At 60.6% G+C, this 23,889-nt stretch carries 28 protein-coding genes and 2 pseudogenes; 19 read left to right on the forward strand and 11 right to left on the reverse strand.

The features are described from left to right. Window positions 1-9: 9 nt before the first annotated feature. The 6 genes and pseudogenes from ORD17_RS12395 to ORD17_RS12425 form a co-directional block, all read right to left on the reverse strand. Entirely contained in the window at window positions 10-783 is a 774-nt protein-coding gene (locus ORD17_RS12395; protein ID WP_308388793.1) for a PilZ domain-containing protein, read from the reverse strand. After that, window positions 780-2,338 (reverse strand): annotated as a pseudogene (locus ORD17_RS12405) (diguanylate cyclase domain-containing protein). Before ORD17_RS12405 ends, ORD17_RS12395 begins: the two are co-directional and overlap by 4 nt. A gap of 84 nt (window positions 2,339-2,422) precedes the next feature. Continuing rightward, the gene (locus tag ORD17_RS12410; RefSeq protein ID WP_308388796.1) at window positions 2,423-3,943 is read right to left on the reverse strand and encodes a diguanylate cyclase; all 1,521 of its coding nucleotides are present in this window, start codon (window positions 3,941-3,943) and stop codon (window positions 2,423-2,425) included. A gap of 18 nt (window positions 3,944-3,961) precedes the next feature. After that, complete coding sequence (locus ORD17_RS12415; RefSeq protein ID WP_308388653.1) at window positions 3,962-4,144, reverse strand: hypothetical protein; 183 nt, start codon at window positions 4,142-4,144, stop codon at window positions 3,962-3,964. 27 nt (window positions 4,145-4,171) lie between these two features. After that, complete coding sequence (locus ORD17_RS12420) at window positions 4,172-4,708, reverse strand: prepilin-type N-terminal cleavage/methylation domain-containing protein (protein ID WP_308388797.1); 537 nt, start codon at window positions 4,706-4,708, stop codon at window positions 4,172-4,174. Between the two features lie 93 nt (window positions 4,709-4,801). After that, window positions 4,802-5,302: a prepilin-type N-terminal cleavage/methylation domain-containing protein gene (locus tag ORD17_RS12425; RefSeq protein WP_308388798.1), complete on the reverse strand. Its 501-nt coding sequence runs from the start codon at window positions 5,300-5,302 to the stop codon at window positions 4,802-4,804. A 383-nt stretch (window positions 5,303-5,685) separates the two neighbouring features. Between ORD17_RS12425 and ORD17_RS12430 the strand changes: the two genes are divergently transcribed. From ORD17_RS12430 to ORD17_RS12520, 19 genes are all read left to right on the forward strand, one after another. Then, window positions 5,686-6,147: a sel1 repeat family protein gene (locus ORD17_RS12430; protein ID WP_308388799.1), complete on the forward strand. Its 462-nt coding sequence runs from the start codon at window positions 5,686-5,688 to the stop codon at window positions 6,145-6,147. A gap of 200 nt (window positions 6,148-6,347) precedes the next feature. After that, window positions 6,348-6,587 (forward strand): type II toxin-antitoxin system ParD family antitoxin, encoded by a 240-nt coding sequence (locus ORD17_RS12435; protein WP_308388800.1) that lies wholly within the window; start codon window positions 6,348-6,350, stop codon window positions 6,585-6,587. Beyond that, on the forward strand, window positions 6,587-6,889 hold the full coding sequence (locus ORD17_RS12440) for a type II toxin-antitoxin system RelE/ParE family toxin (protein WP_308388801.1): 303 nt from the start codon (window positions 6,587-6,589) through the stop codon (window positions 6,887-6,889). The genes ORD17_RS12435 and ORD17_RS12440 overlap by 1 nt, the downstream gene beginning before the upstream one ends. 186 nt (window positions 6,890-7,075) lie before the next feature. Next, the gene (gene groES / locus ORD17_RS12445) at window positions 7,076-7,366 is read left to right on the forward strand and encodes a co-chaperone GroES (protein ID WP_308388802.1); all 291 of its coding nucleotides are present in this window, start codon (window positions 7,076-7,078) and stop codon (window positions 7,364-7,366) included. A gap of 52 nt (window positions 7,367-7,418) precedes the next feature. Further along, complete coding sequence (gene groL / locus ORD17_RS12450; RefSeq protein WP_308388803.1) at window positions 7,419-9,068, forward strand: chaperonin GroEL; 1,650 nt, start codon at window positions 7,419-7,421, stop codon at window positions 9,066-9,068. Between the two features lie 151 nt (window positions 9,069-9,219). Next, window positions 9,220-9,489: an AbrB family transcriptional regulator gene (locus ORD17_RS12455; RefSeq protein ID WP_308388804.1), complete on the forward strand. Its 270-nt coding sequence runs from the start codon at window positions 9,220-9,222 to the stop codon at window positions 9,487-9,489. Beyond that, window positions 9,486-9,839 carry a type II toxin-antitoxin system PemK/MazF family toxin gene (locus ORD17_RS12460; protein ID WP_308388805.1) on the forward strand — a complete coding sequence of 118 codons (354 nt, stop codon included), beginning with the start codon at window positions 9,486-9,488 and terminating at the stop codon, window positions 9,837-9,839. The genes ORD17_RS12455 and ORD17_RS12460 overlap by 4 nt, the downstream gene beginning before the upstream one ends. Before the next feature lie 21 nt (window positions 9,840-9,860). After that, window positions 9,861-10,058 carry a CPXCG motif-containing cysteine-rich protein gene (locus ORD17_RS12465; protein WP_308388806.1) on the forward strand — a complete coding sequence of 66 codons (198 nt, stop codon included), beginning with the start codon at window positions 9,861-9,863 and terminating at the stop codon, window positions 10,056-10,058. 127 nt (window positions 10,059-10,185) lie between these two features. Further along, window positions 10,186-10,863, forward strand: coding sequence for an ABC transporter ATP-binding protein (locus ORD17_RS12470; protein ID WP_308388807.1), 678 nt, complete (start codon window positions 10,186-10,188; stop codon window positions 10,861-10,863). Then, window positions 10,860-13,355 carry an ABC transporter permease gene (locus ORD17_RS12475; protein ID WP_308388808.1) on the forward strand — a complete coding sequence of 832 codons (2,496 nt, stop codon included), beginning with the start codon at window positions 10,860-10,862 and terminating at the stop codon, window positions 13,353-13,355. Before ORD17_RS12470 ends, ORD17_RS12475 begins: the two co-directional genes overlap by 4 nt. Then, window positions 13,345-14,496 carry a lipocalin-like domain-containing protein gene (locus ORD17_RS12480; protein ID WP_308388809.1) on the forward strand — a complete coding sequence of 384 codons (1,152 nt, stop codon included), beginning with the start codon at window positions 13,345-13,347 and terminating at the stop codon, window positions 14,494-14,496. Before ORD17_RS12475 ends, ORD17_RS12480 begins: the two co-directional genes overlap by 11 nt. Before the next feature lie 42 nt (window positions 14,497-14,538). Continuing rightward, window positions 14,539-14,979, forward strand: a complete 441-nt coding sequence (locus tag ORD17_RS12485) for a hypothetical protein (protein WP_308388810.1) — start codon at window positions 14,539-14,541, stop codon at window positions 14,977-14,979. Next, on the forward strand, window positions 14,969-15,730 hold the full coding sequence (locus ORD17_RS12490) for a HesA/MoeB/ThiF family protein (protein ID WP_308388811.1): 762 nt from the start codon (window positions 14,969-14,971) through the stop codon (window positions 15,728-15,730). Before ORD17_RS12485 ends, ORD17_RS12490 begins: the two co-directional genes overlap by 11 nt. Beyond that, a complete protein-coding gene (locus ORD17_RS12495; RefSeq protein WP_308388812.1) occupies window positions 15,706-16,035 on the forward strand; it encodes a hypothetical protein in 330 nt (109 codons plus the stop codon). The genes ORD17_RS12490 and ORD17_RS12495 overlap by 25 nt, the downstream gene beginning before the upstream one ends. Beyond that, window positions 16,025-16,822: an endonuclease/exonuclease/phosphatase family protein gene (locus tag ORD17_RS12500; protein ID WP_308388813.1), complete on the forward strand. Its 798-nt coding sequence runs from the start codon at window positions 16,025-16,027 to the stop codon at window positions 16,820-16,822. The genes ORD17_RS12495 and ORD17_RS12500 overlap by 11 nt, the downstream gene beginning before the upstream one ends. Before the next feature lie 5 nt (window positions 16,823-16,827). Continuing rightward, on the forward strand, window positions 16,828-17,967 hold the full coding sequence (locus tag ORD17_RS12505) for an ABC transporter permease (protein WP_308388814.1): 1,140 nt from the start codon (window positions 16,828-16,830) through the stop codon (window positions 17,965-17,967). Then, window positions 17,964-18,731, forward strand: coding sequence for an ATP-binding cassette domain-containing protein (locus ORD17_RS12510; RefSeq protein ID WP_308388815.1), 768 nt, complete (start codon window positions 17,964-17,966; stop codon window positions 18,729-18,731). Before ORD17_RS12505 ends, ORD17_RS12510 begins: the two co-directional genes overlap by 4 nt. Before the next feature lie 93 nt (window positions 18,732-18,824). Next, complete coding sequence (locus ORD17_RS12515) at window positions 18,825-19,304, forward strand: DUF29 domain-containing protein (RefSeq protein ID WP_308388816.1); 480 nt, start codon at window positions 18,825-18,827, stop codon at window positions 19,302-19,304. A gap of 130 nt (window positions 19,305-19,434) precedes the next feature. After that, the gene (locus tag ORD17_RS12520; protein WP_308388817.1) at window positions 19,435-19,881 is read left to right on the forward strand and encodes a hypothetical protein; all 447 of its coding nucleotides are present in this window, start codon (window positions 19,435-19,437) and stop codon (window positions 19,879-19,881) included. Window positions 19,882-20,104: 223 nt separating this feature from the next. Here the strand turns inward: ORD17_RS12520 and ORD17_RS12525 are convergent, their stop codons facing one another. From ORD17_RS12525 to ORD17_RS12545, 5 genes and pseudogenes are all read right to left on the reverse strand, one after another. Further along, on the reverse strand, window positions 20,105-20,548 hold the full coding sequence (locus tag ORD17_RS12525) for a GNAT family N-acetyltransferase (RefSeq protein WP_308388818.1): 444 nt from the start codon (window positions 20,546-20,548) through the stop codon (window positions 20,105-20,107). Between the two features lie 2 nt (window positions 20,549-20,550). Next, on the reverse strand, window positions 20,551-21,168 hold the full coding sequence (locus tag ORD17_RS12530) for a flavin prenyltransferase UbiX (RefSeq protein WP_308388819.1): 618 nt from the start codon (window positions 21,166-21,168) through the stop codon (window positions 20,551-20,553). Next, window positions 21,165-22,510, reverse strand: a pseudogene (gene mpl / locus ORD17_RS12535) (UDP-N-acetylmuramate:L-alanyl-gamma-D-glutamyl-meso-diaminopimelate ligase). The gene ORD17_RS12530 and the pseudogene mpl overlap by 4 nt, the downstream one beginning before the upstream one ends. Window positions 22,511-22,518: 8 nt before the next feature. After that, on the reverse strand, window positions 22,519-23,097 hold the full coding sequence (locus tag ORD17_RS12540) for a hypothetical protein (RefSeq protein WP_308388821.1): 579 nt from the start codon (window positions 23,095-23,097) through the stop codon (window positions 22,519-22,521). Then, on the reverse strand, window positions 23,094-23,870 hold the full coding sequence (locus ORD17_RS12545; protein ID WP_308388822.1) for a thiazole synthase: 777 nt from the start codon (window positions 23,868-23,870) through the stop codon (window positions 23,094-23,096). The genes ORD17_RS12540 and ORD17_RS12545 overlap by 4 nt, the downstream gene beginning before the upstream one ends. Window positions 23,871-23,889: the final 19 nt, after the last annotated feature.

Genomic DNA, 23,889 nt, shown 5'->3' on the forward strand with positions numbered 1-23,889 from the left:
CCGGGGCAATTAGACGGCGTCAGCCGGATTGTCCAGGTGCCAGTGGCGTAACTGCGGGTATTCCAGACACAGGTACAGGTGCTCAACCTGCTTTCTCTGCGCCTTCGTCAGCAGCAGTCGTACCCCCACCAGATCCCCGAGGGTGGCAGAGCGGGCCTCGCGCCGCACGGTCGTCACCACTGTTTCGCAGTGCCCGCAGTCGACCACATCAAACTCCACCAGCGCCGATTCGCCGGGGTCCACTGGACAATTGGCCAGGAAAAAGCTGGCACCATCCAAACTCAGGTCATGCAAAGCCCCGGTGATACTCTCGCCGCTGCGCCGCCGCAACAGGATCTGACCATCCAGATGCAGGCGCCGGCGCAGGCGGGTTTTGCGTTGGTAGAGTAAGGCCGGGCGACGGAAGTGGTAGACCCCTGCCGAGTCAACTCCATCCAAGTCGCTGAAAAAAGAATAAATGCCACCGGCCGTCTCGATGAATACCAACACCTTTCGGTAGTTGCCCCATACCGCGTTCCCTTGCGCCCGAAACTGCAGGCCGTGCGCATCGCAACCGATAAACGAGAAGCTGTGCCCCGGGTCTTGTGGATCGGCAGCAAAGATGACCGCGCTGCTATCGGCACCGGCCTGACACAGACTGTCGGGCACGAATTCGACCATGCTCCGGTCAAACTCTCCTACCAAAAGCAGATGATAATCCGCAATGTTCATCCCCTTGCGCAAAGGCAGCAAGGAAACCAGCGGCGTGCGGTCCAGGGTGACATCGGTATGGGTGGTGCTCATCCTTCTTCCTCCGGCTTGGCGAACAGGCCCGCACGGCGTTCGGGTCGCAAATCCAAGCGCGAGTCTTGATGGAACACCCAATAGTGGCTGCGCTCATCGCGGATCGCCTTGGCTCGATAGAGGGCCTGGTCCGCGTAGCGTAACAGATTTCCCGCATCCTGCACGCCATCATCCGGCACCCGGCAAATCCCCATGCTCAGGCGCACCGCCACCTCCCTGCCATCGGCCAGCTGGACGGGCGCATTGACTCCTGCCTCGATCTTCACCAGCACCAGCTCCAGTTCGTCGAGATTGCGGTAGCCCTCGATCAGCACGACAAACTCATCACCCCCAGGCGCGCCACGTAGTCAGTACGTCGCAGGCTGTCGCGCAGACGACGACTGATCACCTTCAGCACCTGATCACCGGCCGCATGGCCGTAGAGGTCGTTGATCGGTTTGAAATGATCGAGATCGATCATGCACACCGCCAGGGTGGAGCCATTACGCTGTGCCCGGGCCACGGCCAACTCCAGTTCGTCATCCAGGGCGCGGCGATTGGCCAGCCCGGTCAGACGATCATGGCGCGATTCGTAATCCATCTGCTCAAAAAGTTGCTGTTCGCGACTGATATCGCGCAGAATTCCGAGAAAACGCGTCAATACCCCCGAGCCATCGCGCACCGGGATGATGCTGATGTGGTTCCAGAATTCCGTGCCATCGCGCCGGTAGTTGAGGAGTTTGCCTTCCCAGGGCGATTCCTCCGCCAGGGCATGATCGAGCGCCGCCAGTTCCTGCATGCTGGTGTGCGGCCCCTGCAACACGCGCAACCCCTGTTCCTTGACTTCCTCCAGGCGGTATCCGGTCATCAGGGTGAAACTCTGGTTGACATAAAGGATGCGCTTTTTGGCATCGGTCAGCACCACCGCGTCGAAGGCCGAGCGCAGACCGGCACCCAGGGTGGCCTGCAGATCATAGATCGCCACGTCTTCCAGGGTTTCCGACAGCACCCGCACGGTGGACTCCAGCAACATCTGTTCGTCCCCCGGCCAGGCAGCGCCACTGTGCCGCAACAGCAGCAACAGCCCCCACATCTCTTGCTGGCGCGCGAGCGGCAGCACTGCGGTAGAGGAAACCCCCAGACGTTGCAAGCGATCGGTCCAGGCGCGCAGGCTGGGCCCATTGTGCAGGCGAGAAGAGTAAAAGGAACGTTCTTCACGCCAGGCCAGACCCAGCGGGCCCTGACCTTCGGGCAGATCGGCATGGATCGAGCAGCGCACCCCCTCCAGGATCGGGCGGGAACCCGCCAAGGCCACCGGCTGCAGGATACCGTCGGCGTCGGGCAGGAGAATGGCGGCAAAGGAGGCGACCTGATTGTGCAGCACGCTGTCACAGAAGCGCTGCATCAGCTCCCCTTCGCTGCGCCGCGGCACGAGGATGGCGCCAATGGCCTCACGCCAGGCAAGCAGCTGCTGCTGACGACGGATATTACTCTCCGCCTGCCCGCTACGCCCCAACAGACGCCAGAAACGAGCGCCGGGGAAATCGCCGGGGGAATCGTCAGAGGCATCAGACATACGGCGGAAATCCTTGCATCAGAGGATGAGCCATCATTCTAACGAAAAATAGAGAGCAACAGGGAATCGGCAGCTTTGCCGAGCTCATCTGCCCGCGCTTTGCCGTGCCAGTATCCGCTCGTGGTGAAACACCCAGTACTGGACGCGCTGCTGCCGGTTCGCCTTGGCCTGATAGAGCGCCAGATCGGCATAGCGCAACAGGCGGCCGACATCGATCTCCCCGTCCTCGGGATAGCGGCAGACACCCATGCTCAGTTGCACCGAAACCTCTTGCCCGTTGGGGAGCAGAATGGGCGCGTTGACCAGGGGCTCCAGCTTGGCCAGCAGTAGGGTCAGTTCGTTGAGGGTGCGGTAGCCCTCCAGCAGGATGACGAATTCATCGCCACCCAAACGCGCCACATAATCGGTGCGCCGCAGGCCCTCGCGCAGCCTGCGAGCCACCACCTGCAGCACATGATCACCCGCGTCGTGGCCGTAGCGGTCATTGATGGGCTTGAAGGAATCCAGATCGATCAGGCAGACGGTAAGGCTGGAGCGATTGCGCTGCACCCGCGCCAGGGCCAGCTCCAGTTCGTCGTCTAGGGCGCGGCGGTTGGCCAGCCCGGTCAGGCGGTCGTGGCGGGCCTCGTACTCCAGTTGCCCCAAGAGCGAATGCTCGCGGCTCACGTCGCGCAAAATGCCCAGAAAATGGGTCAACTCCTCGGCGGTGTTGCGAACCGGGACGATACTCACGTGATTCCAGAACGTCTGCCCATTCCGCTGGTAATTCAGCAGCTTGCCAGACCACGCAACGCCATCGCGCAAGGCCATGTCGAGGCTCGCCAGATCCGCCAGACTGGTCTCCGGGCCTTGCAGGATCTTCAGCCCCTTGTGGCAGATCTCTTCTTCCTTGTAGCCCGTCATCAGGGTGAAGCTCTGATTGACATAGAGCACCCGCCGGTGCGTGTCGGTGAGCACCACACTGTCCAGGGCGGCGCGCAGGCCCGAGCCGAGAATGAGCTGCAACTGCTGTTTGGCGAGGTCTTCGAGGACATCGCCCAGCAACTGCGCCGTGGATTCGAGGAGCATCTGGCTGTCGCTCGCCCAGTCGCTTTGCCGCTCCCGCGCCAGCAGCAGCAGGGCCCAGACCCGCCGGCGCCGCAACACCGGCAGGATGGCCGAGGCGCGCAGCCCGCGCCGCGCCGCCTGTGCATTCCACTCCACCAAGGCCGCGGCCGAGGGGCGCTCCTCCGAGTACCAGGCGCGCCCCTCACGCCAAGCCCTCCCCAGTGGACCCTGGGTATCGCTGATGGCGGCACTCGGTGTACAGCAGATATCACTGACGAAAGCGCGCGGACCACTCAGGGCCACCGGCTGGAGCATCGACTGAGGGCCGGGGCGCAGCAATGCCGCCAGGTCCGCCACGCCCTGTTGCACGGTGATCTCACAAAAGCGCTGCAGCACCTGCCGTTCCTCCGCCGCCGGCACCAATACCGCCGACAAGGCCCCGCGCCAAGCGAGCAACTGCTGCTGCTCGCGCACCGTCTGGTCGGCTTGCGGCGGGCGCCCCAGGCGCTGCCAGAAGCTGCGGCCAGGGGAACTCCGGGGGGCGTCGTCGCTACTCACGGCGGCACTGCGGCCCGACTAGCTCGCCAGCCGCGGGGCGATGCGCCGCTCGCGCTGCATCTCGTACAGGGCGATGAGCTCGCTGCGCACCACATTCAGCTCCAGGTCGAGGCTGGCGATGGGGGCGCCGCGCTCGGCGCGACGGTCAAGCAGGCGATGGCGGCGAGATTGCAGTTGCTGGATGCGTTCCTGAACGTTCATCTTTCACTCTCCTGGTTGCGTGTACGGCTAGGGGGTAATCCCGCCGTTTTGGGTAATGATGACGCCCGAGGCGGTAGCGGCGCTGGGAAAGCCGGCGGCACTGCAGGCGCGGGCGATGGAGGTGCCCAGATTGCCGGCACAGCCGCTGGTGATGACTTTGACGGTGGTGGGTGACGGCCCACCGGCGCTGATGGTGCTGGCGCTGATCTGGACTTGCCCGCACGCCGAGGCCGTACCACCGGTAACGAAGGCCGGCGTACCCTGGCCATAGACGGGGTCTGCCACGTCGTGGGCCGCCTGGCCGTTGAGGGTGTCGTAGAGATTGGTCGAGACCGCATTGCTGGTCGCGGCATAGGCATTGGCTACGGCATCCACCGCCAGTTTGAAATTGCCTGCCACGGTCTGCGCCTTGGCGGTTTCGATGTACTGGAAATACTGGGGAAGGGCGATGGCGGCGAGAATGCCGATGATCGCAATCACGATCATGAGCTCAATCAAGGTAAAGCCTTCCTCCAGGGCCGAGCCACACAGTTGCGACTCAGCGCCCAAACATTTTCCATCCATGTCTCGACCTTTCCGAAAGGGCTCTGGAGCATCCAGAGCACTGTCCGAAAGGGGCACCCCGAAGAGGTGCCATAAGGATGAGACCGTTTTCTATTAGCTGTAAGTTACTGCACCGTCAGGAGTAATCGTTGCAGTGATCGTATTGCTACTTGCCGAAATGCCCTGAGCTGTGAGCGCTGAAGTAATAGCATTCTTCAACCCACCCGAAGTGCAGGTACTCCAGTCCATTTTGAGAGTTAGGTTGGATGACAAATTCGGCGCAACGGTGTAATATGCGTAGCCAGTGGGCGGGGTGCCTCCACCCGTTCCATAGCCCGTTGGAGCAAAACTCACACACCCCTGAACATTGATATTGGGTATTGCAACACTCGTGGTTTGCCCAGCCGACGCCGCAGCTACAGCGGCAGTGCTTTGCGTCACAAATTGGTGGAAATCTTGTGTTACGGTCGTTGCCTTGGAAGTCTCAATGTACTGCTCATACTGGGGAATGGCGATGGCGGCCAGAATGCCGATGATGGCAATGACGATCATCAGCTCGATGAGGGTGAAACCGGCCTCCGCGGCCCGCTTCGCTTGCTGTACTTTCATGCTCATGGGGTACTTCCTCCTGCAGAGAAGTGAATCTAGACTCGCCCCTTGCGAGTTCAGGACAGTTATGCAAGGCTCGTGCCAATATATTCTCGTGCACGTAACCTCCTAATTTTATTGGGTAGTTGCACAATTCAGCAGATACTCACCTACCGATAAACCGCCTGCCCCATCGCCCATGTCCCAGCTTTTCGCCTGACATCCGGGGCCGCGCCGGAAACCCGGCAAAAATGTCACAGGATTTCTTGTGACATGCGGGAGCAAGCAGGAAATTCCGCGAAAATGTCACCGTTTTTTCTGTGACATTCGCCTCTCCACCCATAGACAGGCCGCTATGGGTAGCGCATCCTTTTGCTGTCGCACGCGCGGAGGTTGCGAGGAGTACGGCGATGTCCTTGGAGATTTCGGTAATGCTGGCAAGCCTGCTGACGGGAAAAACCACCAAAACGATCTATCGCTGGGTGGACGACGGCATACTGACCCCGCGGCAGTCCGGAGCAGACGGCAAAGGCAGCTTTTTGCTGGCCCTGCCGGATCTGGAAGCGCATCTCAGCCTGCCGCTCTCCGCCGAACTGGAAGCCGCCCTGCGGAATGCCATGGAAGGCAAGGCCGCCGGTTTCCACACCGTGGCCCTGATCTTTCTGGAAGCCGGGCAGCCGGACATTGCCATCCGCTGGCTGGAGATGGCCGCCAAGAAGGGACACGCCGACGCCATGGAGTGGTTGGCCACCGGCTATCTGGAAGGGCTCGGCACCGAGGTCAATGTCGCCCACGGCATCGAATGGCTGGGGAAGGCAGCCATGGCCGGCCATCCCGTCGCCCTCGCCAAGCTCCGCGCCCTGGACTCCTGAAACACCACGACATCGATTTTACCCGCCTTGTGATCCCGTCCTGTGATCCAGACTTGCCGCCCACAGCGGATTGCGGCGCTTGCACGACACAAGGCCGCCATGCACAAAAGGCTGTGCAGAGTTATGCGTCGGCCGGATTGACTGCTTAGGCGTTTTCCGCCACATTTACCAGTTATTGGTATTTTTTGAGGGTTGCGCCGATGGCCAAGAACACCAGTGTGAGCTTGGGAGACCACTTCGACCAGTTTATCGCCGCCCAACTTTCCAAGGGACGCTACAGCTCCGCTACGGAAGTAGTGCGGGCAGGCTTGCGCCTGCTCGAGAACGAGGAGCAGAAACTGGAAGTATTGCGCCAGTTGATTGCGGAAGGCCGAGCCAGTGGAACTGCTGAGTACAGCTATGAGAGTTTTATGGATGAACTCGATAACGAATTGCGTTGATGGGCACATTTTCCCTGACCCATGCAGCCAAAAATGATTTGCGTGGCATTGCTCGCTACACGGAAGAGCGCTGGGGGCGCGCGCAACGCCGGCACTACTTGAAGGGCTTGCATGACGCATTGCAAAGGCTGGCTGATTCTCCAGCACTCGGAATCGCTTGCGATTATATCGAACCGGGCTTGCGCAAGCACCCTTTCCAGAGCCATGTGGTTTTTTACGACGTTATCTCCGACGAGGAAATTCAGGTGGTCCGCGTTCTGCACAAAAGGATGGATGTTCATCAGGCTGTTTTCTCCGCCTGACGCCAAGCCGACCACCCTTGGCCCTTAGACACGACGGCATCAATTTCGCCCGCCGCGCGCCCGTCTGCGACACCCCCTTGACACTCGCCAACGGATGTCTATGATTAGCACTCGTCGAGGGTGAGTGCTAACACCCGCCCTCGTTGGTTCTCAAACTTTGGTCCAATTTCGATGAGGAAAGCTTCTATGAAACTGCGTCCGTTGCACGATCGCGTTGTCATCCGTCGCCTGGAGGAAGAGCAGAAAACCGCCGGGGGCATCATCATTCCCGATACCGCCAAGGAAAAGCCCGTGCGTGGCGAAGTGGTTTCCGTGGGCAAAGGCAAGATTATGGAAGATGGCAAGGTGCGTAGCCTCGATGTCAAGGCTGGTGACCATGTTCTCTTCGCCAAGTACGCCGGTACGGAAATCAAGGTCGAAGGCGAGGAACTGCTGGTGATGCGGGAAGACGACATCATGGCGGTCATCGAGAAGTAAGTCTCGAATTTTCGGATACGTTCATTCAACGCAATTTTGATGAGGTGATTCCATGCCTGCTAAACAAGTAGCTTTTGCTGAACACGCCCGCGAGAAGATGCTGCGCGGTGTCAACGTCCTGGCCGATGCGGTCAAGGTCACCCTGGGCCCGAAGGGCCGCAATGTGGTGCTCGACAAGTCCTTCGGCGCCCCCACCATCACCAAGGACGGCGTGTCCGTTGCCAAGGAAATCGAGCTGGCCGACAAGTTCGAGAACATGGGCGCGCAGATGGTGAAGGAAGTCGCTTCCCAGGCCTCCGACGAGGCCGGTGACGGCACCACCACCGCTACCGTGCTGGCCCAGGCCATCATCCGCGAGGGCATCAAGTCCGTCATCGCCGGCATGAACCCCATGGATCTGAAGCGCGGCATCGACAAGGCGGTCATCGCCGTGGTCGAAGACCTCAAGAAGCAGTCCAAGCCCTGCAAGACCCAGAAGGAAGTGGCCCAGGTGGGCACCATTTCCGCCAACTCCGACGACTCCATCGGCAAGATCATTGCCGAGGCCATGGAAAAGGTTGGTAACGAAGGCGTCATCACCGTCGAAGAAGGCTCCGGCTTCGAGAACGAGCTGGATGTGGTCGAAGGTATGCAGTTCGACCGCGGCTACATCTCGCCCTACTTCGTCAACAACCAGGACAAGATGATTGCCGAGCTGGAGAATCCCTACATCCTTCTCCACGACAAGAAGATCTCCAACATCCGCGACATGCTGCCGGTGCTGGAAGGCGTGGCCAAGGGTGGCCGTCCGCTGCTGATCATTGCCGAAGATGTCGAGGGCGAAGCCCTGGCGACTCTGGTGGTCAACAGCATGCGCGGCATCATCAAGGTTGCTGCGGTCAAGGCCCCCGGCTTTGGTGACCGTCGCAAGGCGATGCTGGAAGACATGGCGATCCTCACCGGTGGCCGCGTCATCTCCGAGGAAATCGGCATGAAGCTCGAAGGCGCCAGCCTCAGCGATCTCGGCCAGGCCAAGAAGGTGGTCATCAGCAAGGAAAACACCACCATCATCGACGGCGCTGGTCAGCAGAAAGAGATCAAGGCCCGGGTGGAGCAGATCCGTCGCCAGATGGAAGAAGCTACTTCCGACTACGATCGCGAGAAGCTGCAGGAGCGGGTTGCCAAGCTGGCGGGCGGCGTGGCCGTGATCAAGGTCGGCGCTGGCTCCGAGATCGAAATGAAGGAAAAGAAGGCGCGTGTGGAAGACGCCCTGCACGCGACCCGTGCGGCGGTCGAGGAAGGCATCGTCCCCGGCGGCGGTGTGGCCCTCATCCACTCCCGTCAGGTGCTGGAGAAGCTCAAGGTCGACAACCACGACCAGGAGATGGGCGTGGCCATCATCCGCCGTGCCATCGAGGAGCCCTTGCGGCAGATCGTTGCCAACGCCGGTGGCGAAGGCAGCGTCGTCCTCAACAAGGTACTGGAGGGCAAGGCTGGTCACGGCTTCAATGCCGCGACCGGTGAGTACGGCGACATGTTCGAGATGGGCGTCATCGACCCCACCAAGGTCACCCGTACGGCTCTGCAGAAGGCTTCCAGCGTGGCTGGCCTGATGATCACCACCGAGGCGATGATCACCGAACTGCCCAAGAAGGAAGACAAGGGTGGTGCTGGTGCCGACATGGGTGGTATGGGCGGCATGGGTGGCATGGGCGACTTCTAAGTCCCTTGCCCCGAGAAACGGGTCGGCCTACGGGCCGGCCCGTTTTTTTTGGCCTCTCGGGCTGCTGTCCAGTGCGTATCCCGAGATTGCACAAAAGTCTCACCCACTCTACACTGAATCGAATCGATCCCTTTCCTGGAGGTTTTCCCGGATGCTGATTACCAAAGTTCGCAAGCAAGGAGGCGCGGCGGTGGTCACCCTTCCGGCCGATGTGCTGCGGCAGTTGGATGCCGGTATCGGCACGGAGTTCAGCATTGCCATATCTCAGGAATGCATCGTTCTGCGTCCGGCGCGCGTTCAACGACGGCGCTACAGCCTGGACGAACTGCTTGCCGGAGTCACCGAGGAAGACATGCAGGCCCTGGCTCAAGACAGCGTCGTGGCGAGGGAGGGGGCGCCGGTTGGGAGAGAGTTGATTTGATTCGCCGACGGATCCCATCCCCCGGCGATATCTATTGGATCAATCCCAACCCAACGGCAGGGAGTGAAATCCGCGACCGGCATCACTTCGTTGTCATCACCCCGCAGGCAATCAATTGCTTAGGCCTGGTCACCTGTGTGCCAATTCGTAGTGGAGCACATCACGCACGGCAAAACGGCCTAACCGTGGCCATCACGGGACATGACACTACCGGAGTGGCCATCTGCAATCAGATGCGTAGCTTCGACCTCGTCGCGCGCGCGAAGGATGTCCAGTATATCGAAACCTTGGATCCACAGACCGTGCGCGAAATTCTCAATCGCGTGACGAGCATCATCGATCCGGCGTGAACTACACGCATAGGAGCTTTTTTGGCGAATCCGCTGGAGTACATCGAGATTCAATGCCCTTACTGCGGGGAGTCGTTCAGCGTGGAAATTGATGTATCCGCTGGAGACCAAAGCTACATCGAAGACTGCCGGGTCTGTTGCGCCCCGGCAGAACTGCAGGTCCGGATCGATGGGGACGGGGAAATCTCGGAAATTCTGGTCAGTGCCGCCAATACCTGAGCGATGCTGACTCTGATGCGCAGCTGGAGCGAAATTCTTCGCTGGGCAGCCGGTAGACGGGGAACGTCTCGCACGGTTGCGGTCCAATGAAGATCGAATACTTTTACGCAATGAGAGTATCCATTCCATGCGCTCCGCAGCCTTGAAGCTTGAAGCAGTAGGCAAACGCCAGCCGGATTCCCCGGAAAGCTGGCTCTTTGCGCAGATCGAACTGCAACTGGAGGCCGGCGAATTCGTCGCCATCCGTGGCGAGAGCGGCCTGGGCAAGAGCACCCTGCTGCATATCATCGCTGGTCTCGAACGCAAGGATGCCGGCGAGGTAACCCTGTGCGGACAGAACGTGGACAAACTGAACGATGATGCCCGCACCCTGCTGCGCCGGCGCCAGATTGGCTTCGTATTCCAGTCGTTTCACCTGCTGCCGCAGCTCTCGGCGCGGGAAAACATCGCCCTGCCCTGGCGTCTGAATGCCCTGCCACGGCGTGAGCTGCGCGGGCGCGTGGAGGCGCTGGCAGAGCAATTGGGTATCGCTCGACGCCTGGATGCCCTGCCCCGCAATCTCTCCGGCGGCGAACAGCAGCGGGTGGCGGTGGCGCGGGCACTGATTCATGGCCCGGCCCTGATACTGGCGGACGAGCCCACCGGTAGCCTCGACCCGGAGCGCGCCAGCGAGGTTCTCCGTCTTCTCGGTCAAATGGGTACCGAAGCCGGGGCGGCGGTCTTGATGGTCACCCATTCCACCAAGGCGGCAGCGATTGCCCAACGTCAACTGGAAATGCGTCGAGACGGCCTGCACCCTCTATGAAAGATTGGCGCATTCCCTGGCGCGCCGCTGTCTGGCTACCCCTGCGCGCCCATCCTGGCGCGTCCCTGCTCGCCGTGCTCGGCATCGCCCTGGGCGTTGCCCTGGGGCTTGCCATCGCGTTGATCAACGTGCAGGCGGTGGACAATGTCACCGGCGGATTGCGCCGCTTGGCGGGACAGGCAGACCTCCTGCTCACCCGTCCCGGCGGCAGTCTGCCGCAAGGCTGGTATCCACGCCTGGCACGGGCGCCCGGGGTGGAAGTCGCGGCACCCGAGTTGCGGGTCAGCGCCTACACCGCGACGGGGGAGACCCTACCCGTTTGGGGCATCGATGCCTTCCAGAGCCTCGCCTTGGGCCAGCCCCTGATACCGCTGCCGCTGCGCAATCCCTTCAGTCTCTTCGATCCCTCCCATTTGGTCCTCGACCAGACGGCACTGCAAGCGCTGCATACCCATAGCGGCGACACGGTCTCCCTGCGCGTGGCCGGGGTGGAGCGGCAATTTCGCGTCATCGGCAGCATTCCCGATCCCGTTCCCGGACAGGCCCTGGCCATTACCGATATTGCCAGTGCGCAATGGCTTTGGGGCGAGGAAGGAAAGCTCTCGCAAGTCGCCCTACGCCTCGCTCCCGGGGTCGATCCTGGGCAATTTGCCGCCCATTGGTCGCCCCTGCTTCCCTCTGGTGCCGTCCTGCGGACGCCAAAAGAGGCGGGCTCCGTGGCCGCCCGTGCCTCCCTCGCCTACCGCGTCAATCTCTTGGTCCTGTCTTTGGTTGCCCTCTTTACCGGCGCCTTTCTCGTCTACACCACTCTGGCCTTCAGCGCCGTGCGTCAGCGCCGGAGCCTCGCCATCCTGCGGGTGCTGGGGCTGCGAGAGAGAGAAATCCTCATCGCCAGCCAACTGCAGGGGCTGGTGCTGGGAATCCCCGGGGCACTGCTGGGGGTGCCGCTGGGAATTTTTGCGGCGCAGACGGCCCTGGCTCAATTGGGAGGGAACCTGGGCGCGGGTTATTTTTCCGATACCGGATCGCTGCTGACGGCGCGGCCCGGACTTTGGGCCGGCTTTGCCCTGGCAGGACTGGCGGCGGCACTCTTCGGTGCGTTCTGGCCGGCGTGGAGCAGTCGTCATCTCGCCATCGTGCGCATCCTGTCCGAGGGCAGCGAGGAGGAAGGCGGAGGCGGTCACTTCGGTCCCGGGATTATCCTACTACTGATCGCGGCTATTGCGGCCTTGCTGCCCGCCTGGGGCGGTATTCCCTACGCCGCCTACGTCGGCATCGCCCTGCTCCTGCTGGCGAGCCTGTTTTTGCTGCCCGGTCTCTTGGCCCTGCTCGCACGCATTCTTCCTCTTCCCAGCGGGCCCCTGGCCGGCCTGACCGGCGCCCAGTTGCGCGGCAACCCCGGTCGGGCCAGTCGCAGTCTTGCTGCCATCGTCGTCGCCTTCAGCCTGGTGGTGGCCATGGCGGTAATGGTGGGGTCTTTTCGTGATTCCGTTGCCAGCTGGCTGCGCGACATCCTGCAAGCCGATGTCTATGTGCAGGCGGGCAGCAGCGACCAAGCATTGTTGCCGGTCGGTGCCGGGAAAACCCTCTGCCAGCTCCCCGGGGTACGCAGCTGCTCGCCCCTGCGGCGGACGGAACTCGCCTTGCTGCCGGGGCGGCCCCCCGTCGTCGTCCTGGCGCGGGGTATGAATCCGCAACACCCCGGTCGCACCCTCGAGATCCTCCACTCCGCCCCGCCTGATCCCCACGGACCCCCGCCCATCTGGATCTCCGAGATCCTCGCCGGGCTGAGTCATTGGCGTGTTGGCCAAGTGATCGATCTGCCTCTCGGCAAAAAGGCGGAGAAAGTGCGGATTGCCGGGATCTACCGCGACTATGCCTATCAGGAAGGGGCCATTTCCCTGCCCCTCGATAGCTACCGGCGCTGGACCGGCGATGATCGCCTCAATGGGGTCGCCCTCTGGCTGCAGCCGGGAGTCAGCACGTCTGCCGTCGTCGGCGAATTGCAGCGACGTTACCCCGAAAGTCGGGGCTGGCAGATTGCCACCCCCGGCGAGATCCTCCACCGCAGTCTGGAAATTTTCGATCAGAGCTTTGCCGCCACCTATGCCCTTGAGGCCGTCGCCATCATCATCGGACTACTGGGAATCAGCAATGGTTTTGGCGCCCAAACCCTGCTGCGGCGCCAGGAGTTTGCCCTGCTGCGCTGCCTGGGCCTGCGCCGGCGTGACGTTCTGCGCCTGCTGCTGGGCGAGGGCTTTGTACTCTCCGTTTTCGGGATACTGCTGGGGAGCGGTCTGGGCTTGCTGATCAGCCTGATTTTGATCAAGCGGGTGAATCCCCTCTCCTTCCATTGGCAGATGGGCTTTCATCTTCCCTTGCTGCAGCTCGGCCTCCTCGCTGTCGTCCTCCTCTTCGCCAGTCTCTTGACGATGCTGTGGTCGGCGCGCTCGGTCATGGGCAAGCAGACGGTGCTCCTGCATGACGAGTAAGCTCCTCGCATTTTTCCTCTGCGTCCTGCCGGGGCTCGGCCTTGCGGCCGTCCCTCCTCTTCGTCTGCCTCTGCTCCCCACCCCCAAGGTGGAGGTCAGCCCCAAGCAGCCCCTACAGTTTCCCAATGCCTATGGGAGTCATCCGCAATTTCCCCTCGAGTGGTGGTACGTCACCGGCCAATTGCATACTGCGGCGGGGGCAACACTAGGCTTCCAGATCACCTTTTTTCGCCTGCGGCCGCCCCAGGTCTGGGACAACCCCAGCGCTTTCAATCCACGGCAGATCTATTTTGCCCAGGCGGCCATCAGCGATCCGCACCTCGGCCATCTTCTCACCGCGCAACGCATTGCGCGTGGCGGGATGGGGCTCGCCGGGGCGAAAAAGGACGTGACCGATGTCTGGATAGGAGATTGGCGGCTGCGGCAACTCGGCAACAACTACCGGGCGCAGATGCGCTCCCGGGACTTTTCCTATGACCTGGATTTGCAAAGCACCCAGGCGCCGTTACTGGAAGGGCCGGACGGCGTCAGTCAGAAGGGACCGAACCCCAAAAATGCCAGCTATTACTACAGCATTCCGCAATTGCGCGTGCGCGGTACCCTGCAGCTCGAGGGCAAGAAGGAGGCGGTGCAGGGAACTGCCTGGCTCGATCATGAATGGTCCGCCGCTTACCTGCCCAAGCAAGCGGTGGGCTGGGACTGGATAGGCATCAATCTGGCGAATGGCGGGGCGCTGATGCTCTTTCAGATGCGCAAGGCGGATGGGCATGCGCTATGGCTGGAGGGGACCTGGCGCCATGCCGATGGCCGGGTGCAGTATCTCCATGGCGAACAAATTACGCTGCAGCCGCTGCAGTTCTGGCAATCGCCCAAGACCGGCAACCGCTACCCCATCGCCTGGAAGGTGCAGATCCCCGGCCTGCAGTTTACCCTGCAACCGCTGATGCCAAATCAGGAATTCGTCGCCACCCGCAGCACCGGCAGTATCTACTGGGAAGGCGCCGTCCGCGCCGTTGACGACGGCAAAGACATCGGCAGCGGTTATCTGGAGCTGACCGGTTATGGCGGACGCTTGCAGATGGGGCTGGGGCAAAGTGCCAATGCCGAACCCGCCGGCCGAGGCACGGATATCCAAAAATGACCGGCGGATGCACTTTTTCTGGGCTTGGACTACTATTCTGGCATGCCAGCAAATTCTGATTCTTTGCTCGATCGGTTTTTTTCGCGCTTTGCCCGGCGCAGCATTATCGTCCATGCGGGTTTCCCGGCGGGCTACTTCGCGGAACTGCTGAAGCAACCGGGTGGCGGCGGCCATTTCCGTGTGGATGTCCGTCTCGCCCCCAGCAACCCGCCTTCCCCCATGGATTGGGTGATCCACAAGCAAATTCTACCACTGGATTTACCCCTCCCCTTACTCATCAAGGTAGGGGAAGAAGACCTCTATGTTCGCCATCTGGTGCAGGGGAAAACGGCTGGGCACCCCAGCGAGATTTTGTGGATGATGGATTGCATCGGCGAACGCTACCACGCGCGGCTGCGTCGCTCGGCGGGCACGCTGTTGGCGGAGCGCGGCATGGACGTGAGTGATAACCGCATCGACTACGATTTTTACAATGAACCCTGAGCTCGATGATACCGGACTGCTGCGCTACGCGCGGCAGATCCTGCTGCCCGAGATCGATGTGGCGGGCCAGCAGCGCCTGAGGCGGGCGCGGGTACTGGTCATCGGTATGGGTGGCCTGGGCTGCCCGGCAGCACTCTATTTGGCCGGGGCCGGCGTTGGCACCCTTGGCATCTGCGACCCGGATCTGGTTTCGTTGAGTAACCTGGCGCGACAGATTTTATACACCGAGGCCGATCTCGACCGTCCGAAGGTAAGCGCCGCGGCAGAGCATCTTCGCGCCCACAACGCGAGCGTCGAGTGCATTGCCTACCCGCAGGCCGCGACATCGGAATTTCTTGCCAACGTGCTGGCTAACTATGATCTCGTACTCGACTGCAGCGACAATTTTTCCACGCGGCACGCGGTAAACCGCGCGTGTCTGGCAGCACGAAAGCCCTTGGTCAGCGCTGCCGCCATCCGCTGGAGCGGACAGTTGGCGGTCTTCGATTTTCGTCTGCCGGATGCCCCTTGCTACGCCTGCCTCTACCCCCAGGGCGGCGCTGACGAGGAGGATCGCTGCGCCACCCTTGGCGTCATCGGCCCCCTCACCGGCATACTCGGCAGTATGCAGGCGCTGGAGGCCATCCGTCTGTTGCTGGGCCTCGCCTCTCCCGTTACCGGCAAGCTGCTGCTGGTGGATGCCATCGATCTGGCTTTTCGCACGATTTCCCTGCAAAAGGATCCGCAATGTCCGGTCTGCACAAGCGCCTGAGCATTCCCCGTACCCTCGCCCAGGATCTGCTCTCGGCACTGCAGGTCGGAAAAGGGAACGGCTGGATCACCCGCCGCGGCGAGGACTATTTTCTCTACCAAGGCGCAGATCAGGACTGGCCGGCGCTGGCTCCGTCCCTGCAACAACGCGGTGAGACCCTTTTTGCACGCTTTGGCAAAGTGCGGGAACCAGCAGGCCAAGCTTTGTGGCGTTTTCGTATGGCCGAGGCGGAAAAAGGGGTGCTGACTCTCGCTGCAGAGGGTGCGGATGCTACCCCGTGTGAGTTGGCCATCTATGGCGACTGACACATCGAGCTTTCTCGTAGCCACCCAAAACGTCCAGGTAGGTATCGGTTCGCACCGCCAGCACCATGTTGTCTCGCATAGTTGGCGTTATCTGCTGCCCCACCAGCAAAGCCTGCACAATCTGCGGGAGATCGCCGCCAACCTTCGCGGCATGGACATCGTCGGTCTCAATGAGGTGGATGCCGGATCTTTCCGCAGCCAGTATCTCAATCAGGCGGCATTCCTGGCAGAACAGATCGGCACCACCTACTGGGTCCAGCAACGCACACGCGACTGGGGCGACATTGCCCAGCACAGCAACAGTCTGCTGTCGCGTTGGCCATTGCACGAGATCGAACGTCACGCCTTTCAAGGCACCCTCAAGGGCCGCGGACTACTCCGGGCAATCATGGAAGTGGAAGGGCGTTCCGTGCAGGTCCTGATTACCCACCTCGCCCTGGCAAAGCATGGCCGCATGCGGCAAGTTCGTCAGCTTCTGCCCTTTCTGCAGGCTTCTCTACCGACCATATTGCTCGGCGACCTCAATTGCGGGCCGGAAGCCAGCGAGCTTCGTCTGTTGCGCGACGAGGGCGGCCTGCAATCGCCTACGCATCAACCGGCTACCTTTCCCAGCTGGTCACCGCAGTGGCAATTCGATCACATTCTGATCAGCGAGGAATTGCAGTTTGCGGAGGTCTGGACCTGCGCCGGGCAGCGCTCTGATCATCTCCCGTTGATGGCGCGTCTACAGTGGCAGGACACCGCTAAAAACTTGGGCGAAGCGGACACGACAGGCATACTGTCGTAAGCCCGATGAGTAACGAGTCCATGCGCGCCAATCCCGAAAACTTCAGCTCTGCAAGCTGGCATCTCGATACCGATACCCTGCGCCTGGAGGGTTGCTGGACGCTCGCGCAGTTGTCGCGGCGTCTTGCCACGATTGAGCGAGAACTGCACCGCCTGGGAGAGGGAAAGGCTTGGGATCTGGACGCGATCGAAAAACTCGACAACCTCGGTGCCTTATTGATCTGGCGCAGTATGGGACGCCGGTTTCCCGAGCATCTCAAGATTCGGGAACAACACCGTCCATTGTTTGAGCGTCTGGCACAGACCCAACCCTTGCGTCCTCGGCATCGGGTTCCCGGCGTTCTCGCCCTTCTGGACATGCTGGGTGCCCACATCCTTTCCGTGCTTGCCGACCTGTGGGGGCTTTTTCTGCTTTGGGGCAATCTGCTGCAGGAGTTTTTCTTCGCCCTGCGCCGTCCAGCGCATTTCCCCTGGAAGGAGATCTCCGCCACCGTCGTCAAGACCGGCCCGGACTCGTTGCCGATCCTCACCCTCATCGGTTTCCTGATCGGCATCGTCATCACCTACCAGTCGGCCCCGACTCTCGCCCAGTACGGCGCCAACATCTACGTCATCAGCATTGCCGGCATCAGCATCCTGCGCGAATTCGGTCCCATGATCACCGCCGTCATCATCGCCGGGCGCTCGGGCTCGGCCTTTACCGCCCAGATTGGCGCCATGCGCGTGACCCAAGAGCTCGACGCCCTGCAAACCTTTGGCGTATCGCCAGTGCAGCGACTGGTGCTGCCCAAGGTCATCGCGCTGGCCATCACCATGCCATTGTTGGTGATCTGGACCGATCTGGTGGGACTCTTCGGTGCCATGCTGGTCTCCAATTTCAGCCTCAACATCAACCCGAGTTTTTTCCTCCGCGAACTGCCGGTAATGGTGCCCTCCTTCAATTTTTGGTTGGGGGTGATCAAAGGCGTGCTGTATGGCGTCCTGATCGCTTGGGTGAGCGGCTTCCACGGCCTGCGAGTCAAGGCCAACACCAACAGCCTGAGCCGGGAAACCACCAACTCCGTGGTGCTTTCCATCACCCTGGTGATCGTCATTGACGCCATCCTTGCCATCATTTTCGCCGACGTGGGGCTGTCGCCCTCATGAACACGGTCATTCGCTGTAGCAATCTGGGCACCCGTTTTGGCAATCGCTGGATTCATCGTCATCTGGACCTGGAAGTGCGGGCCGGCGAGGTCCTCGCCATCGTTGGCGGCAGCGGCAGCGGCAAGACCACACTGCTGCGCAGCATCATCGGCCTCATTCCCATTGCCGAGGGCAGTATCGAGATCTTCGGGCAATCCCTCGATCTTCTCGATAGCAAAGCCGGTCGTGCCTTGCGCCAGCGCTGGGGAGTGCTGTTCCAGTCGGGCGCGCTGTTCAGTGCGCTGACGGTTTTTGAAAACATCGCCTTTCCCTTGCGGGAATGGGGCGGCTTTCGCAAAGAGGACATCTGTGCCCTGGTGGCGCTCAAGCTGCAGATGGTCGGCTTGCGGCCAGAGGATGCAGACAAATTGCCTGCCGAGCTTTCCGGTGGCATGGTCAAGCGGGTGGCGCTGGCCCGCGCCCTGGCTCTGGATGCCGAGATCCTCTTGCTCGACGAGCCCACCTCTGGCCTCGACCCCATTGCCGCCGCCGATTTTGATCGCTTATTGCGGCAGATTCAGGCCGACATTGGGCTGACGGTGGTCATGATCAGCCACGACCTGGAAAGCATCGCCGCCACCGCCGACCGGGTGGCCGTACTCTCTGGCGGCAAGGTGCTCAGCATCGGCCCGCTACTGGAAGTCGCCCAGGTTGACGATCCCTACGTGCGCGACTTCTTCCACGGCAGCCGCGGCGAGCACCTCCTGGAGGGGCTCGCGAAGTAGTCGCGGGTATCATTTTCGGCCTGATCACTTCACCACACAAGCTTTTTTCAGCTATTCTGCAAAGAATAGCCCATGCCAACAGGGGGCATGCACATGAGTACAGCCAGGCAGATGGAACGATCGGCACGTGACCTGTACCAACAGGACTTCTTCGCCTGGACGCAGCAACAAGCGCAAAAGCTCCGCGCAGGACAGCTATCCGCCCTGGATACCAAAAACCTGGCCGAGGAGGTAGAGGACTTGGGCCGCAGTGAAAAACGGGCTCTCGCGAGCCACATGACGGTCCTCCTGGTTCACCTTTTGAAATGGCAGCACCAACCCGAGCTACACGGCAAGAGTTGGTCTCTCACCATCGCCACCCAGCGGAAAGAGCTTCGATACGAGCTGGCCCACTCTCCAAGCCTGAAGAATCTTTTCAACGATTCTGAGTGGCTGGACCTCGTCTGGTCCAAGGCAAGGGCCGGGGCATCCGCAGAGACTGGAATGGATCCAGACATCTTCCCCGAGTCATGCCCTTGGGACCTGGCAAGCGTCATGCAGGAGGGATGGCTACCAGAGGCAGAACATGGGTAATGCAGGCTTGTCACTTTATTTGCTGCAGAGGTGCCAAGTTATGCTACTGGCTGGCGCAACGCCGCCAGGCCAAGGAATCCGGCAGGGTGCCGGGTATCGCATGAGTTAGAAGAACTGCATAGGAGGTTTTGTGAAAAAAAGTGCGCTCTCGCTTTCATCTTTACTTCTGTTTTTGTTGACTGGCTGCGCTATCAATAACCAACCGGCATTAACTCAACCAGGACAAACCGACAACATTGCAAAAAAGAATATAGACTCTTATGCAAGCCAGTTGTCAGAAATTGTAGCAGGAAGGGTAAGATTTATTAGAATTAAAGAGGAAAACGAAGAAATAAAAAAGCATGGATATCCAATTCCTGTGCCTGGCGGTATTTGTAGAGCAGTAATCACCGTGTTACCGAGCGGAGAATTAGTTCATCTGCAACTCGCTCAATGCGATTCTGAGGCCCTGGGAAAAATTGAAAGGCAGGCTATTGTCGAATCATCGCCATTTCCGCCAACCCCGTACGGGAAAGAGGTCACCGTCACTATAGGAACTTACGCAAACGAACCAACACCAGGCGTTGATGGAGAGTGACCATTTTTTAACAACAACTGTGCTCTGTGATAAATTCGAACTATGGAGATTTGCTCGATAGCTAACCTACAGACAGCGCATCAGGGGTCCAAGTGTCGCACAAGTTAGAAGTTACACGACCACTCACTTTGTATGGCCTGCTGACTTTTTAAACGTATTTAGCCCAGCAAGAATTTTTATTTACTGACAAAGATAAAGACTGCGGAATAAATAATCCTATCAGTCAGCTTTCAAAGTCAACGCGAAAACTGAAGCCGTGGAGATCAAAGCCAAGAGATTTATAAAAAGCATGTGCGGCATCACGCTTGGCGTTGGACGATAATACCAACTTATAGCAAGCCGCCTCTCGCGCCAAATTCATGGCATGTCGCATCATCTGTTTGCCGATGCCTTGTCCGTGACGAGTTGGGGAAACGACCACATCCTCGACGATGGCAGAGGGCGCGCCGCGATGGGCGAGATTGTCCATGATTAGCAGGGCATAGCTGCCAACGATGTTATCGTTTTCTTGGGCGACAAAAAGCCGGTAATTCGGATACTGTTGCATGCGCTGAAAGATCGACTCAGCACGGCTGACGTCGAGAACTTTGCCATCGTCCATCCCAGGTTGGGCGTATAGTTGAAGTATGGCTGGCAGATCGTCGATTTGTGCCGCTCTGATTTGCATTGCTAAGCCTTCTCAAGCCCCCAGCGCGGGCCGATGTTACGATCCAGACCAAGCTGATCGAGGATGCGTGCGACCACGAAATCCACCAGATCGTCGATGCCCTGGGGTCGATGATAAAAGCCGGGGCTTGCAGGTAGAATAGACACGCCGAGACGTGCGAGTTTCAGCATGTTTTCGAGATGGATAGCGGAAAGCGGTGTTTCGCGCGGTACGAGGATGAGCTTTTTGCCTTCCTTGAGCATGACGTCGGCAGCGCGTTCGATGAGATTGTTCGAGACTCCTTGGGCGATGGCCGCGAGGCTCCCCCCAGAGCAGGGGCAAATGACCAAGGCCTCGGGGGCATGGGAGCCGGAGGCCAGGGGAGAAAACCAATCCTCCTGGGCATAAGCGTGCAACTCGCCGCCCTCCTGCTGGGTCTGGGCGCGCAAAAAGGTCGCCAGCTGCTCCGGCTGCGGCGGTAGCTGCAGGTCAAGTTCTTCGCGCAGCACCACCCTTGCGGCACTCGACACGACCAGGTGCAATTCCAGGTCTTGCGCCAGCAGCAGTTCCAGAAGACGCAAAGCGTAGACCGCCCCCGAGGCGCCGGTGATGGCGAGGCCGATGCGGCGACCTTCGCTCATTGCGCTTTCTCCAGGGCCTGCAGCAGGCGTTCGTGAATTCCCCCAAAAGCGCCATTGCTCATGACCAGGATTTGATCACCGCTGCGCGCATCGCGGCACAGATCGGCAAGGAGTGTCTCGAGATCGCGATAGATGCGACCACCCGCAGGTAACTTCGGCTCCCAAGAGAGTTCCGCCGGGGCATAGAGATAGACGGCATCCGCTGCCGCCAGACTGGGGCCGAGGGTATCCTTGTGCACCCCCAGTTTCATGGTGTTGGAACGCGGCTCCAGTACGGCGAGGATACGGTGCTCCGGCCCGACCCGACTGCGCAGGGCAGCAACGGTCTTGGCGATGGCAGTGGGATGATGGGCGAAGTCGTCGAAGACGAAAATACCACGGACGCTACCCCGCAACTCCAAGCGGCGACGCAAGCCGCGAAATTCGCCCAGGGCGGCGCAGCCAGTCGCGATCGGCACACCCGCATGGCGAGCGGCAAGTATAGCCGCAAGGGCGTTTTGTGCGTTGAACTCTCCCATCGCCTGCCACTGGACCTCGCCCTGCCTCTGCTGCCCATTCCAGATGCTGAAGTGGCTGGCATCAGCGGATTCGCTGCGCACGTGCCAGCCGTCGGGATCGGCAAAGGTGAGCCCCGGGGTCCAGTGGCCACGCTGCCAGACTCGTTCGAGGGCGGCATCATCCTGTGGGCGGAGGACCAGCCCATTATCCGGCACCGTGCGCAAGAGGTGGTGAAACTGGGTTTCGATGGCGGCGAGGTCGGGGTAGATGTCGGCGTGATCGTATTCGAGGTTATTGAGAATCAAGGTACGCGGGTGATAATGGACAAATTTCGCCCGCTTGTCGAAAAAAGCGGTGTCATACTCATCGGCCTCGATGACGAAAAAGGGGCTATCGGTGAGCCGCGCCGAATTGGCGAAGTTGTTGAGCTCCGCTCCCACCAAAAAGCTCGGTTGCAAACCGGCATATTCGAGTATCCAGGCCAGCATCGCGCTGGTGCTGCTCTTGCCGTGGGTTCCTGCCACTGCCAAGACCCAGCGTTTCTGCAGGATCTCCTGCGCCAGCCACTCGGCCCCGGAGCGGTAGGGCAATCCTTGGCGTAACACCGCCTCGACCAAAGGATTACCGCGCGACAGGGCATTACCAATGATCACCAGGTCCGGCAACGGCTGCGGCAGACTGCGTTCGTAGCCCTCTTCGACTTCAATGCTCTCACGGGCAAGGAGCTCCGACATGGGCGGGTAAACCCGGAATCGACACCGGTGACTTCGTGGCCGGCCGCCCGCGCGAGCAAGGCCAGACTGGCCATGAAGGTGCCGCAAATGCCGAGGATATGGATGCGCATGGGAACACTCAGTGCATGGTGCCCGGCTTGGGACCGTCGAGCCGCTGATCGAAGATCTGCCCGGCGAGTTCATACAGAGCGTTGATCTTCTCCTGCGCCTCGCGGTAACGCTTTTGCAGTTCCGCCTCGGCGCTCAACACCGGATGCTCTTCCAAGGATCGATTGAAGAGTTCGCGGATCATGCTCAGGCGCTCTACCACTTCAAAATAAGACCAGGGATCCGGCGGCTGGGAGTTGGCGGCGCTCAGTTCTTGTTGATAATACCAAACCAAGGCGGCGCGAGTGACGGCACGCGCGGCGGTCTGCTCCTCCTGCTCCACCATCTGCCACTCGAAGCTGATGGGATCCTGCCAGTCGAGGTAGGCACGCCAACGCATCCCCTGCTCATCAAAGAGATGCTCGATGCGGGTGCCCACACCGCGGTCCGCCAAGCGCGCGATCAGGCGCTCGGTCTCTTCCCAATCCTCGGCGTAGGCAGAGGGGGTCCCGAGGGGAACCTGATCCATCACCAGGCTCTCGATGAGAATCAGATAATCGCGATCGAGGGGCGCCTGGCGAGCATATTCCAAACCTTCCTCGGGGTTCAAAAGAAGGTTCCTTCCAAGGGGCTACTGGCGTTGGCGTAAAGCTTGCGCGGCATACGCCCGGCCAGAAAAGCCTTGCGTCCGGCTTCCACCCCCAGGCGCATGGCCTCGGCCATGAGGATGGGATCCTTGGCGCCGGCAATGGCGGTATTGAGCAATACGCCGTCACAGCCCAACTCCATCGCCACCGCTACGTCCGAGGCCGTTCCCACCCCGGCATCCACCAAGATCGGTACCGTTGCCTGCTCGAGGATGATGCGTAGGTTGTAGGGATTGCGGATTCCGAGCCCTGAGCCAATGGGTGCTGCGAGAGGCATCACCGCCACACAGCCCATCTCGGCGAAGGCCTTGCAGGCTACCGGGTCGTCGTTGCTGTAGACCATCACCTCGAAGCCTTCGGCAATGAGCGTCTCCGCCGCGATGAAGGTTTGCCGCATGTCGGGGAAGAGGGTTTGCGGATCGCCAATGACCTCGAGCTTGACCAGGGTCCAATCTCCAAGTTCCCGCGCCAAGCGACAGGTACGCACCGCGTCTTCGGCGGTATAACAACCGGCGGTGTTGGGCAGGATGGTGAAGCGCTCGGCGGGAAGATAGTCGAGCAGATTTTCTTCTCCGGCGTGCTGGCCCAGATTTACTCGCCGCAAGGCGACCGTGACGATCTCGGCCCCCGCGGCATCGAGGGCCGCGCGGGTCTGCTGAAAATCCGTATATTTTCCGGTACCGACCAGCAAGCGCGAGCGAAAGCTGCGATTACCAATTTGCAAGAGGTCTGCCATGACATCGAACCCAAAACGA

The organism is Acidithiobacillus sp. AMEEHan (assembly GCF_030996345.1).
Taxonomy (GTDB): domain Bacteria; phylum Pseudomonadota; class Gammaproteobacteria; order Acidithiobacillales; family Acidithiobacillaceae; genus Igneacidithiobacillus.